10 protein-coding genes are annotated in these 12,447 nt (G+C 69.6%); 8 read left to right on the top strand and 2 right to left on the bottom strand.

Features of this window, described 5'->3' with window-relative positions; translation table 11 throughout:
• Positions 1–24: 24 nt before the first annotated feature.
• Both ASG74_RS02550 and ASG74_RS02545 read left to right on the top strand, forming a co-directional pair.
• Positions 25–1,515: a bifunctional cytidylyltransferase/SDR family oxidoreductase gene (locus ASG74_RS02550; RefSeq protein ID WP_082569466.1), complete on the top strand. Its 1,491-nt coding sequence runs from the start codon at positions 25–27 to the stop codon at positions 1,513–1,515.
• Complete coding sequence (locus ASG74_RS02545) at positions 1,512–3,071, top strand: glycosyltransferase family 2 protein (protein WP_056138639.1); 1,560 nt, start codon at positions 1,512–1,514, stop codon at positions 3,069–3,071. The genes ASG74_RS02550 and ASG74_RS02545 overlap by 4 nt, the downstream gene beginning before the upstream one ends.
• Before the next feature lie 23 nt (positions 3,072–3,094).
• Here the strand turns inward: ASG74_RS02545 and ASG74_RS02540 are convergent, their stop codons facing one another.
• Together ASG74_RS02540 and ASG74_RS02535 are read right to left on the bottom strand one after the other, a co-directional pair.
• Positions 3,095–4,855, bottom strand: coding sequence for a CDP-glycerol glycerophosphotransferase family protein (locus ASG74_RS02540; protein WP_056138637.1), 1,761 nt, complete (start codon positions 4,853–4,855; stop codon positions 3,095–3,097).
• Positions 4,852–6,651 carry a CDP-glycerol glycerophosphotransferase family protein gene (locus ASG74_RS02535; protein ID WP_056138635.1) on the bottom strand — a complete coding sequence of 600 codons (1,800 nt, stop codon included), beginning with the start codon at positions 6,649–6,651 and terminating at the stop codon, positions 4,852–4,854. The genes ASG74_RS02540 and ASG74_RS02535 overlap by 4 nt, the downstream gene beginning before the upstream one ends.
• Before the next feature lie 161 nt (positions 6,652–6,812).
• Between ASG74_RS02535 and ASG74_RS02530 the strand changes: the two genes are divergently transcribed.
• The 6 genes from ASG74_RS02530 (at position 6,813) to ASG74_RS02505 (ending at position 12,447) form a co-directional block, all read left to right on the top strand.
• The gene (locus ASG74_RS02530; RefSeq protein WP_056138633.1) at positions 6,813–7,622 is read left to right on the top strand and encodes an ABC transporter permease; all 810 of its coding nucleotides are present in this window, start codon (positions 6,813–6,815) and stop codon (positions 7,620–7,622) included.
• Positions 7,622–8,365 carry an ABC transporter ATP-binding protein gene (locus tag ASG74_RS02525; RefSeq protein ID WP_056138631.1) on the top strand — a complete coding sequence of 248 codons (744 nt, stop codon included), beginning with the start codon at positions 7,622–7,624 and terminating at the stop codon, positions 8,363–8,365. Before ASG74_RS02530 ends, ASG74_RS02525 begins: the two co-directional genes overlap by 1 nt.
• A 70-nt stretch (positions 8,366–8,435) precedes the next feature.
• A complete protein-coding gene (locus tag ASG74_RS02520) occupies positions 8,436–9,746 on the top strand; it encodes a nucleotide sugar dehydrogenase (RefSeq protein ID WP_056138630.1) in 1,311 nt (436 codons plus the stop codon).
• Positions 9,747–9,749: 3 nt separating this feature from the next.
• Complete coding sequence (locus ASG74_RS02515) at positions 9,750–10,352, top strand: acyltransferase (RefSeq protein ID WP_056138629.1); 603 nt, start codon at positions 9,750–9,752, stop codon at positions 10,350–10,352.
• The gene (locus tag ASG74_RS02510; protein WP_056138627.1) at positions 10,349–11,461 is read left to right on the top strand and encodes a DegT/DnrJ/EryC1/StrS family aminotransferase; all 1,113 of its coding nucleotides are present in this window, start codon (positions 10,349–10,351) and stop codon (positions 11,459–11,461) included. The genes ASG74_RS02515 and ASG74_RS02510 overlap by 4 nt, the downstream gene beginning before the upstream one ends.
• On the top strand, positions 11,461–12,447 hold the full coding sequence (locus ASG74_RS02505; protein WP_056138625.1) for a Gfo/Idh/MocA family protein: 987 nt from the start codon (positions 11,461–11,463) through the stop codon (positions 12,445–12,447). The genes ASG74_RS02510 and ASG74_RS02505 overlap by 1 nt, the downstream gene beginning before the upstream one ends.

The following is a 12,447-nucleotide window of genomic DNA, read 5'->3' as shown; positions in this document are numbered from 1 at the left end:
GGTAGTGTCTGCGCCGTGACAGCGATGCGAACCGTTGGAGTCGTCCTCGCCGGTGGAGTGGGGACCCGTGTCGGGCTCAGCATCCCCAAGCAGCTCATCAAGATCGCCGGTCGTCCCATCATCGAGCACACGATCGACACGATGAACGCCAGTCCGCTCATCGACGAGGTCATCGTCATGATGACGCCGGGGCACCTGGACGCGGTGCGCGAGATCGTCGACAAGGGCGGCTACGCCAAGGTCACGCAGATCCTTCCGGGGGCCGACACCCGCAACGCCACCACGGAGCGCGCGATCGCGGCGCTCGGTGAGGAGGAGTGCAACGTCCTCTTCCACGACGCCGTGCGGCCGCTGCTCAGCCAGCGCATCATCGCCGACTGCGTGGCGGCGCTCGCCACCTACGAGGCCGTCGACACGGCCATCCCCTCGGCGGACACCATCATCGAGGTCAACGAACGCGACGAGATCCGTGACGTGCCCCAGCGCTCGATGCTGCGCCGTGGTCAGACGCCACAGGGCTTCCGCCGGTCGGTCATCGCCAGGGCCTACGAGGTCGCCGGCGCGGACCCGGACTTCACCGCCACCGACGACTGCACCGTGGTGCTGCGCTACCTGCCGGACGTGCCGATCGTCGTCGTGCCCGGCGACGACCGCAACATGAAGGTCACCGAGCCGATCGACGTCTACCTGGCCGACAAGCTGTTCCAGCTCACGAGCCACGACCTGCCCGACGACCGGCCCGACGAGGACTTCCGGGCAGCCCTCGACGGGCGCACGGTCGTGGTCTTCGGAGGCAGCTATGGCATCGGCGCCGACATCGTGGCGCTCTGCGAGCGCTTCGGCGCAACCGTGTTCACCTTCAGCCGCTCCCTGACCGGCACCCACGTGGAGCGCCGGTCCGACGTCCGAGCCGCCCGCGAGAAGGTCCTGGCGGCGACCGGGCGAGTGGACTTCGTCGTCAACTCGGCGGGTGTCCTGCCCCGCGGCAGGCTCGAGGAGACGAGCGAGGAGACGATCTACGCCGCGACCGAGGTCAACTACGTCGCGCCCATCCTCATCGCCCAGGAGTTCCATCCCTACCTTCGCGAGACGGGTGGAGGGCTGCTCCTCTTCACGTCCAGCTCCTACACGCGTGGCCGCTCCGGCTACAGCCTCTACAGCTCGGCCAAGGCGGCGACGGTCAACCTCACCCAGGCGCTCGCGGACGAGTGGGCCGTCGACGGCGTGCGGGTCAACTGCATCAACCCCGAGCGGACGGGCACGCCGATGCGCACCAAGGCCTTCGGGCAGGAGCCGGCCGACAGCCTCCTCGACTCCGAGACCGTGGCCCGTGCGGCCCTGCGTGTCCTCCTGTCACCACAGACCGGCTACGTGATCGACGTCCGGCGTGCGGATCCCTTCGGCTCGCACGAGGTCTCGGCCGAGGTGGCCGCGTCCATGCACGAGACCGAGCCCAGTGACGAGATGCCCGAGGGTTCGGAGGCCGCCTCGTCCGACCTCGGAGCCGGCCGATGAGCAGGCGCCCCGGGCTGCGTCCGCGCTCGCCCAAGGTGAGCGTCGTCGTGCCGGTCTACAACCCGGGCCGGCACATCCGCCACCTCGTCGCCTCGCTCAAGGCCCAGACACTCCGTGACGACGAGTTCGAGGTGGTCTTCGTCGATGACGGCTCCACCGACGGCACCGGGCGGTGGCTCGCGCTCCAGGCCCTGCGCCACAGCAACTTCACCTACCGGCGCATCCGCAACTCGGGCTGGCCCGGCCGCCCCCGCAACGTCGGCACTCGGGTCGCGCGCGGCGAGTACGTCGTCTACGCCGACAACGACGACGTCATCCCGCCCTCGGGACTCCAGGACATGTACGACTACGGCACACGTCACGGAAGTGACGTCGTCATCGGTCGTGAGCTCGGCAAGGGGAGGGTCGTCTCCAAGGAGGTCTTCCGCGAAAGCGTGCCCGATGCGCGCCTCGGCGCCGACCCGGTGCTCGGCATCCTCACCCCTCACAAGATGTATCGACGGCAGTTCCTCGCCGACCACGGGCTGGCCTTCCGGGAGGGCGTGTTCCGTCTCGAGGACCACCTGTTCAACATCGAGGCGTTCTTCGCCGCCCGACGCATCTCGATCTACGCCGACCAGCCCTGCTATGTCTGGACGAAGCGCAAGGATCCCGACGGGGCCCAGAACGCGTCCTACAACCCGTGGGTCGCCGCGACCTACTACGGGACCAGCATGGACGCCGTCCTGGCCGTCGTGGAGGACAAGGCAGCTGGTGATCCCGAGCTGCGCGACCGACTCCTGGCGCACTGGTACGACACCAAGATGCTCATGCGGCTGACCGACAAGCGGTTCGTGACCTATGACGAAGAGCGCCGCAGCGAGATGTATGCCGCGATTCGCGACCTGACGCTTCGACGTGTGCCGCCGTCGGTCGACCGCCAGCTGCCCACGCGCGTCCGGATCCGCTCCGCACTGTTGCGCCACGACCGCTTCGAGGACCTGCTGCCGCTCGCCACGGCCGAGCTGGGGCAGGGCGCCGACATCACGACCACGGCGGTGCGCCTGGCTGGTGACGTCGTCGAGGTCGACATCGAGATGCGTTTCCGGTATGCGGACGGCTCGGACGTGACCTTTCGCCGCAACGGCGACCGAGTTGTCCACGTGCCGCCCGTCGAGCTCGACCCCGCAGTTGTCACGCCGGACGTACTCGACGTCACGGACGACATCGACCGAGCGCGGTTCGACCTCCTCGTCAAGGAGCGGGACGCGCCCGAGGACTACTTCGCCCCGGTGCGGGGCACCGTGTCGCTCGAGCCCTCCGGCGACGAGGGCCTGCTGCGACTCGTCGCGCGAGGGACGGGCACCATCGACCCGGCCCTGATGGCTGCGGGACGGCCGGCCCACGGCACCATCGACGTCAACGCACGCCTCTGGGTGGCCGGCTGGTCACTGATCCGCCGTGTCCCGGCTCCGGCGGGGACGACACCCGGTGCCGACCTGAGTGCCTCAGATGGCGCGAAGGCCTACGCCACCGACAAGGGCAACCTCAGCATCGAGGTGCCCGCCTCGCGCTGAGGTCGGGTCCAGTGACCTGAGGGTTACGGGACCGGTCGGTTGGCCGCCTTGTCCTGGGTCGCGGCGACGGCGTCGTCAAAGGCTGCGTCGAAGCGTGCGAGCGGGTCACCCTCCGCGGAGCCGAGGAGGTAGCCGGCGGTACGCCGCCTCCGGTCGGCGTGACGGTCCTCGCCGACGGCATCGCGGACCGCCTCGGCGACGCCCGTGCCGTCACCGGTGAGGATCCACGCGCCAGCGGCCGACGGGAACTCGCGCCGGAAGTCCTCCTCCGAGATGCCGCTCGGGTCGGTCACGACGTAGGGCTTCTCGGACGCCAGGAAGTCGGTGATGACGCTCGAGATGTCGCTGACGAGGACATCGGCGCGGTTGAAGGCCTGGTAGAGCCCTTCGGTCCCTGAGACCACCTCGTGCGGGGCGCCGGCCCCTTCGACGAGTGCGACGAGGCGTTGGACCTCCTCACCGAAGGCCGGGTCGTCGGTGCCCGTGCCGGGGTGCGGCTTGAAGAGCACCTGGACGCCCGGGTCGGCGAGCAGCGTGCTGAGGATCCCGTGTCCCTGCGTGAGGATCGAGGAGTACTGCCAGGCCGAGAAGAAGCCCTCCCTCGTGGGGGCGTAGAGCACGGACACGCGATCGCCCGAGAGGTCGTCCTCGGGTGACGCGTGGACCACCTCGGCGAGCTGGGGCCGGCCGATCTCACGGATCTGGTCGTCACGCACGCCGGCGTGCGCGGTGCGGTAGCGGTCTCGCGCGGCCGGACCGCTGACCCACACCTCGTCGTAGATGCGGCTGAGCGTCGTGGCGCTACCACCCTTGTCGCTGTCGCCGTGACCGATGAAGACGTCCACGAGGCCGGGAACCCGGATGAGGTGGTTGTTCTTCGCGACGTTCGAGGGATACATCGCCAGCCGCGCCGACGAGGGCACCACCTTCTCCAGGTCGTTCGCGCGACGGACGAGGACGACGGGCAGGCGCGAGGTCGCGACGAGGTCGGCGTTGTACTGCTCGCGGCACAGCACGATGATCCGGCGCTCGAGCTGGTCGAGCACCGGCATCCAGACGTTGGCGATGTAGCCGATCGCCTCGGGTCGCGAATAGTAGAAGATCGCGTCGGGGGAGTAGGCCGCGAGCGCGTCGGCCAGCCGCTCCACCGACTCCTGGAGCCCGGTGTCGTCCAGGGCGCGGATTCGCTCGACGCCGGCGATGACCACTTCGGCGACGACGAGGAGGGCGGCGACGACGGCAGACCCGACAAGCACCGGGCTGGGGGCGCCGAGGTGGACGAGGGCCGTCCCGGCTCCCAAGAGGGCCAGGGCGCCGAGGAACATGCGCTCCAGAGGTCGTCGACCGGCGAGCGGAAGCGGTGCTGTCCGGCGCACCCCGGGCACGCTCAGCTGGCGCCAGGACACCTGGCTCATGGTCTCCCTCGCCGCGGTGGCGTCACCCGACAGGAAGGAGGCGATGAGGTGCAGGACCCAGGCCAGCGCCGCCACTGCTGGCGCGAGGTGGGGGCTGCCGGACTGCTCCTCGAGCAGGGACGACGAGAGGCCGGCGACGAGGAAGCCGAACAGGCCCGCACGGACCGTCCCGCCGATGTGCGCGGCCTCCAGGGCGCGCAGGAGCACTGCCTCGCGGACGAGCAGGCTCTCGGCGACGAGGACCATGACGGTGCCGCCCAGGAAGATGAGGCCGCCAGCGCCCGGTCGGTCGAAGGCGAACCCGACTCCGACGAGGGCGACGGCGAAGCCCGCTGCAAGCAGGGCGAAGAGGGGGCGGGGGACCCTCATGCCTGACCCCCCTCGCTGTGCACGGGTTCGGCCACGTCATGGCGCGCCTGGGAGCGACCCACGCACCGTCCGACCTCGTCGACGAAGCGCGCGACCGGGTCGCTGTCGCGCGTTCCGAGGAAGTAGTCGGCCAGCTGCTCCCGGCGCTCCCGCCGTGAGTCGGGGCCCATGGCCTCACGCAGGAGGTCCAGGACCCGGGGCAGCTGAGCCGGGTCGAGGATCGTCGCTCCCGTGGTGGAGGGCAGCTCGCGCTCGAGCTGCTCGTGGGGCAGCGACTTCGGGTTGGTCATGAGGTAGGGCTTGCGGGAGGCGAGGAAGTCCGCCACCACGCTGGACACGTCAGCGACGAGGACGTCGCAGTCGTTGAACGCCTCATAGAGCGAACCGGCGTCGGCGTGGACGAGGACACCGTTGGGTGCACCGGCCAGGCGTGACTCGATGAGACGCAGTGCGTCACCTGCCGCCCGCAGCCGGGTACCGGTCGCCGGATGTGGCTTGAACAGGACCCGCAGGGTGGGGTCCGCGAGGAGTGCGTCGACCAGCTCCACGCCCATGCCTGCGACGGAGGAGTAGTCGACCTTGTCGAAGTTGCCCTCCCACGTCGGCGCGTAGAGCACGGTCCGTGCCCGATCCGGATCGGGCAGCTCCCGGGCGCGCTCGATGTGGGCCAGCTGGGGCCGGCCCACGACCACGAGCTGGTCCGTGCGCATCCCCTCCCCGTGCTGCAGGTAGCGGTCGCAGGCCGCCCGCCCCGCGACCCACACCTCGTCGAAGACGCGGTGCAACGGGCTGTAGGTGACCGCCTTGTCCCCGTCCCCATGGTTGATGAAGACGTGCCTGAGCCCCGGGAGCCGGATCATGTGGTTGTTGCGGATCACCGTCGTCGGGTAGAGCACGACACGCATCGACTCCGTCTGGATGAGCTCCACGTCCGTCGCCCGCGGAGCGACCACGATGGGCAGGGTCGTGGGTGTCAGCGCCTCGAGATGGTGTGCCTCGCGGATCAGGACCAGCGTCGGCTGGGGCAGGCGCTCCAGCGTCTCGAGCCACACGTTGAGCTGGTACGTCGTGCCGACGCCTCCACTGAAGTAGACGACGACCTGCGGCGCCAGGCGCTCGACCGCCGAGCGGAGCCGGTCGTTGTCCTTCTTCGCGGAGGGCAGCCCGAGGACGAGCCGAGAGCGCCGCAGGCTCGCGGCGAGCACGAGCACGCTCGTTAGGATCGTCAGACCAGCGCCCCAGACGGGCGCGTCGTCCGGTCCGCCCGCGACGGCGACGAGCAGGCCCAGCACGACCGGAAGGTCGGCGTGCAGGGCGGTGCGTGGACCGCGGATCGTCCACAGCTGCGGCAGGACCGGTGGGAGAACCTCCGGACCCTGCAACCGGCCGTCGACGTCGATCCCCAGCCACCCGAGCCTGCCACCACGCCGCCGGCGGTCGCCCCAGTTGAGGACGCGGTGACCGACGTGGGCCGCGTGTACGGCCATGACGGCCGTGACCACCGCGACCGTGGGAAGGAGTGCGGGCGTTGCCGCCAGGAGCCAGGCGAGCACCGCGACCGCCTCACGCACCAGCGACCTCTCCGCCGCTGCCAGGCGGTGCGCGCCCAGCCATCTCGTCAGGCGCAGGTCACCGGCATACATCGTCGCGTCTGCCACGTACGAGACCACGAGCGCGACGGCGACCACCCAGCCGGACTCGGCAAGGGCCCCGGCGAGGGCGACGGCGCAGGCCAGTCCCCAGACGCCGATGGCGAGGACGCCTCGTCGAACGGCGGGTTCGCGGAGCGCGTTCATACGGAAGGGGAACCTCGCAGGTAGGACTGACAGAACGTGACCGAGCCTAGAGCACCACGAGGAGGGCCTCCGAGCCGTTGAGGGGCTCACGGGCACAGGTGCAGTAGCCTGCACACGCGTTCCTCACGACAAGGTGTGACAGCGGGAAGAAGGAGGTGTCGATGGGACTCGTCGGTCGTACCCGTGTGCTGGTGGATCGCCGCAGCGTCCTGTCGACCCTGGTCGTCCGTGACCTCCGAGTGAGGTACAGCAGGAGCGTGCTCGGCTACCTGTGGACCGTCCTGGACCCGCTGCTGATGTCCCTCATCTACTTCGTCGTCTTCGTGGGCATCCTGCGGCGCGGCGACCTGGGTCACCAGCCCTACTTCCTCTTCCTCGTCATCGGACTGCTCAGCTGGCAGTGGTTCTCCGCGTCGACCACCGACACCTCCCGAGCGCTCATCTCCGAGGCGCGCCTGGTGCGCTCCACCAACCTGCCCCGCGAGGTCTGGGTCGTCCGCGTGGTGTGCAGCAAGGGTGTCGAGTACCTCCTCTCGCTGCCGGTCCTGCTGGCCTTCGCGCTCTTCTACTTCGCGCGTGGGGAGCTGCACCTCAACCGGTGGCTCATCCTGTTCCCGCTCGGCGTGCTCGTGCAGTTCGTGGCGCTCGTCGGGATCGGCCTGCTGCTCGCCCCCGTGACGGTCCTGGTGACGGACATGCAGAGGGTCGTGCGCATCCTGCTGAGGATGGGCTTCTACGCGACCCCGATCATCTACACCGGTCACCTCGTTCCCGCACCGTGGGACCGCCTCACCTGGCTGAACCCGCTCACCGGAGTCGTCGAGGCCATGCGTGCCGGCTTCTTCGAGCACGACCGCTACCCCATCATGTGGGGCCCGATCGGGCTCTCCGTGGTCACCGCCGTCATCCTGCTCCTCCTCGGCTTCCGCGTCTTCTCCCGGCTCGAGCGCAGTGTGCTCAAGGAGATCTGATGAGTGACCCGGTCATCTCCGTCAACGGTCTCGGCATCGAGTTCCTGCGAGCCCGTCGACGGCGGATGCAGGTGCGCGAGATGCTCTTCCAGGGCCGCAGCGGCGCCAGCAAGGAGACCTTCTGGGCGCTGCGAGACGTCTCGTTCGACATCCAGCCGGGCGAGGCGGTCGGGCTGGTCGGGGGCAACGGCTCCGGCAAGAGCACGCTGCTCAAGATGATCGCCGGGGTCCTCCTCCCGGACGAGGGGTCGGTGCAGGTCCGTGGAGGTGTGGCGCCGCTCATCGAGCTCACCGGTGGGTTCGTGGGGGAGCTGTCCGCGCGGGACAACATCTACCTCACGGCAGGGCTGCACGGCCTGCCCAAGAAGGTGATCGACGAGCGGTTCGACGAGATCGTCGACTTCGCCGGGCCACAGGTCCGCGACGGGCTCGACACGGCATACCGCCACTTCTCGTCGGGAATGAAGGTGCGCCTCGGCTTCGCCGTCATCACCACCCTCGACGAGCCGATCATCCTGGTCGACGAGGTGCTGGCCGTGGGGGACAAGGCGTTCCGCGAGAGCTGCTACGCACGGATGGAGGAGCTCCTGGCGGACGGGCGGACGCTCTTCCTCGTGAGCCACAACGAGAAGGACCTGCGCCGGTTCTGCACCCGTGGTCTGTACCTGCGCCGGGGCGAGCTGCGCGCCGACGCCTCGATCGAGGAGACGCTGGAGGAGTACGCCGAGGACCTCCGCGCCTGACGGTGGTCGTCTCCTCCCCGGCTACGATGGCGTGCGGAATCGCTCGCTGCACTCGAACACAAGGAGCTTCATGAAGGTCACCGTCATCGGCCTGGGCAAGATCGGACTTCCACTCGCGGTGCAGTTCGCCCGGTCCGGGGCCGAGGTCATCGGTGCCGACGTCAGCCAGGCGGTGGTCGACGCAGTGAATGCCGGCACGGAGCCGTTCCCGGGGGAGGCGCACCTCGCCGAGTACCTCGCAGAGGTGTCCGGATCAGGCGCCCTGCGCGCGAGCACCGACACGGCGGCGGCGGTGGCAGAGAGCGACGCCGTGGTCGTGGTCGTCCCGCTGTTCGTCGACGAGGAGGCCCGCCCCGACTTCGGCGGGATGGACGCAGCGACCGAGGACATCGCCCGTGGCCTGCGCGCGGACGGCTCGACGTTGGTCATCTACGAGACGACGCTGCCCGTCGGGACGACCCGCACCCGGTGGAAGCCGCGGCTGGAGGAGGGCTCCGGACTGGTGGAGGGGCGCGACTTCCACCTCGTGTTCTCGCCCGAGCGCGTGCTGACCGGGCGTGTCTTCGCCGACCTCCGCAAGTACCCCAAGCTGCTCGGAGGGCTCTCCCAGGAGGGTGCGGACCGTGCCCGCGCGTTCTACGAGGAGGTGCTCCAGTTCGACGACCGGGCGGACCTCGAGCGTGGCAACGGTGTCTGGGACCTCGGGTCGGCCGAGGCCGCCGAGATGGCCAAGCTCGCCGAGACGACCTACCGCGACGTCAACATCGGCCTCGCCAACCAGTTCGCGCGCTTCGCGGCGGAGCACGGCATCGACGTGCACCAGGTGATCGACGCGAGCAACTCCCAGCCCTACAGCCACATCCACCGTCCCGGCATCGCCGTGGGCGGGCACTGCATCCCCGTCTACCCGCGCCTGTACCTCTGGAACGACCCGCACGCGACGGTGGTGTCGGCCGCCCGAGAGGCCAACCTCGAGATGCCGTCCTACTGCGTCGGTCTGGCCGCAGGCGCCATGGGTGGGTCGCTGCAGGGCAAGAAGGCGGCGGTTCTGGGTGCGTCCTACCGCGGTGGCGTCAAGGAGACCGCGTTCTCCGGGGTCTTCGCCACGGTCGAGGCGCTGCGCGAGGCCGGGGCCGACGTCGTCGTCCACGACCCGATGTACTCGCCCGAGGAGCTGGCCCGCTTCGGCTGGGACGCGTACGCCATCGGGGAGCCGGTCGACCTGGCGATCCTCCAGGCCGACCACGCGGAGTACCGCGACCTGTCGGCCAGCGACCTGCCCGGAGCCGAGGTCGTCGTCGACGGGCGTCGGGTCCTCGACCCCACCCGCTTCGAGGGCACGCGGCTCATCGTCGTCGGCCAGGCCCAGAAGGAGGCCTGAGCCGTGGGGGTGCGCATCGTCGAGAGTGCTGACGTGGCGGACGCAGCCGAGATCGGGGACGGCTCCTCGATCTGGCACCTCGCGCAGGTGCGTGAGGGCGCTGTCCTCGGCGCCAACTGCATCGTGGGCCGAGGCGCCTACATCGGCACGGGCGTCAGGATGGGCGACAACTGCAAGGTCCAGAACTACGCACTCGTCTACGAGCCGGCTGTGCTCGAGGACGGTGTCTTCGTCGGACCGGCGGTGGTGTTCACCAATGACCACTACCCGCGTGCGGTCAGTCCCGACGGCAGCATCAAGTCCGGTGACGACTGGGAGGCCGTGGGCGTGACCTGCCGCACGGGTGCCTCGATCGGGGCCCGCGCGGTGTGCATCGCTCCGGTGACGATCGGCCGGTGGGCCCTCGTGGCCGCCGGGTCCGTGGTCACCGCCGACGTGCCCGACTTCGCCCTCGTCGCCGGCGTCCCCGCCAAGCGCATCCGCTGGGTCGGCAAGGCGGGCGTTCCGCTCGAGGCCGGCGAGCAGCCAGACACGTGGATCTGCCCCCAGACCGGCGACACCTACATCCAGACCAACGACACCCTGACGGAGGCCGTCACACCATGACCGAGACCACGACGCCAGCATTCATCTCCCCGGCAAAGCCCCTCATCGGCGACGAGGAGCGTGCCGCCGTCGACCGGGTGATGCGCAGTGGCATGTTGGCCCAGGGGCCCGAGGTCAAGGCGTTCGAGGAGGAGTTCTCGGCGCACTTCGGGCTCGGACGTCCCTGTGTGGCGGTGAACTCGGGGACCAGTGGCCAGCACCTGGGTCTGCTCTCCAGCGGGGTCAAGGCCGGGGACGAGGTCATCGTGCCGTCCTTCACGTTCGCGGCGACGTGCAACTCGGTGGCGTTGACGGGGGCGACCCCGGTGTTCGCCGACATCGATGCCGATGACTTCTGCATCTCACCGGCGGCGATCGAGGCTGCCATCACGGACCGGACCGTGGGGGTCATGCCGGTGCACCTGTACGGGCACCCGGCCAAGATGAAGCAGATCATGGCGATGGCGGACCAGCACGGCCTGCAGGTCTACGAGGACGCTGCCCAGGCACATGGGGCGTCGCTGGACGGCACCCCGGTGGGGGCGTTCGGCACGTTCGCGATGTTCTCGCTGTACCCGACGAAGAACATGACCTCGGGTGAGGGCGGCATGGTCTCCATCGCCGACCCCGAGATCGAGCGACTCATGCGCCTGTACCGCAACCAGGGGATGGAGAAGCAGTACCACAACGAGGTCGTGGGCTTCAACACCCGCATGACCGACATCCACGCCGCCATCGGTCGTGAGCAACTCAAGAAGGTCGACGCGTGGACCAGGACCCGGCAGGAGAACGCGGCGTTCTACGACGCGAACCTCGAGGGGGTCACGGTGCCGCCGGTCGCGGACGGTGCGGTGCACGTCTACCACCAGTACACGGTGCGGGTTCCGCAGGACCGTGACGGCTTCGCGGCCGCGCTCAGGGAGCAGTTCAACATCGGGTCCGGGATGTTCTACCCGGTGCCCAACCACCAGCTCAAGCCGTTCGTCAACGACACCCGGGACGTCGACCTGCCCGAGACGATGAAGGCCGCCGCGCAGTGCCTGTCGTTGCCGGTGCACCCGTCGTTGAGCCAGGCCGACCTCGAGCGGGTCGTGCAGGCCGTCAACACGCTCGCGAAGGCCGGTGCCTGATGGCGAACCTGCGTGCGGGCCTCATCGGTCTGGGGATGATGGGCCGCCACCACGCTCGGGTCCTGGCCAGCCTTCCCGGCGTGGACCTCGTGGCAGTGGCCGACCCCGGCGGTGACGTCCACAACGTCGCCGGTGGCCGCCCGGTGCTGGAGAACGTCGAGCAGCTCATCGAGCAGGGCCTCGACTACTGCATGGTCGCCGTCCCGACCGTCTACCACGAGCGGGTCGGCCTGGCCCTGGCCGAGGCCGGGGTCCACGCCATCATCGAGAAGCCCCTTGCCCAGGACACCCCGGCCGCGACCAAGGTCGCGCAGGCGTTCGAGGCCAAGGGCCTGGTGGGCGCGGTGGGTCACATAGAGCGTTACAACCCTGCCCTGCAGGAGGCTCGTCGTCGCCTGGAGGCCGGTGACCTCGGTGACCTCTACCAGGTCTCGACGCGTCGCCAGGGCCCGTTCCCGGCGCGCATCGCCGACGTCGGGGTCGTCAAGGACCTCGGCACCCACGACATCGACCTCACCGCCTGGGTCACCCAGCAGGAGTTCACCTCGGTCTCGGCGCGCACGGCATACAAGAGCGGTCGGGAGTTCGAGGACCTCGTCGCGGTCACCGGTCAGCTGGCCAACGGTGTCGTGACCAACCACCTCGTCAACTGGCTCTCCCCGCTCAAGGAGCGGGTCACGATCATCACCGGTGAGAAGGGCGCGTTCGTCGCGGACACCCTCACCGCGGATCTCACCTTCTACGCCAACGGTGAGGTGCAGACCACCTGGGACGACATCGCGAACTTCCGGGGGGTCTCCGAGGGAGACGTCATCCGCTACGCCATCGCCAAGCCCGAGCCGCTGCGGGTCGAGCACGAGCAGTTCCGCGACGCCGTGCTCGGCAAGGACGCCGACATCGTCACGATGACCCAGGGCCTGCAGACGGTGCGCGTCGCCGAGGCCTGCATCGAGTCGGCCACCACCGGTCACACCGTCACCCTCTGA

This window comes from Knoellia sp. Soil729, assembly GCF_001427985.1.
Classification (GTDB): Bacteria; Actinomycetota; Actinomycetes; order Actinomycetales; family Dermatophilaceae; genus Knoellia.
The sequence above is the reverse complement of the archived record's forward strand: the minus strand, read 5'-3'. Positions and strand labels throughout refer to the sequence as shown.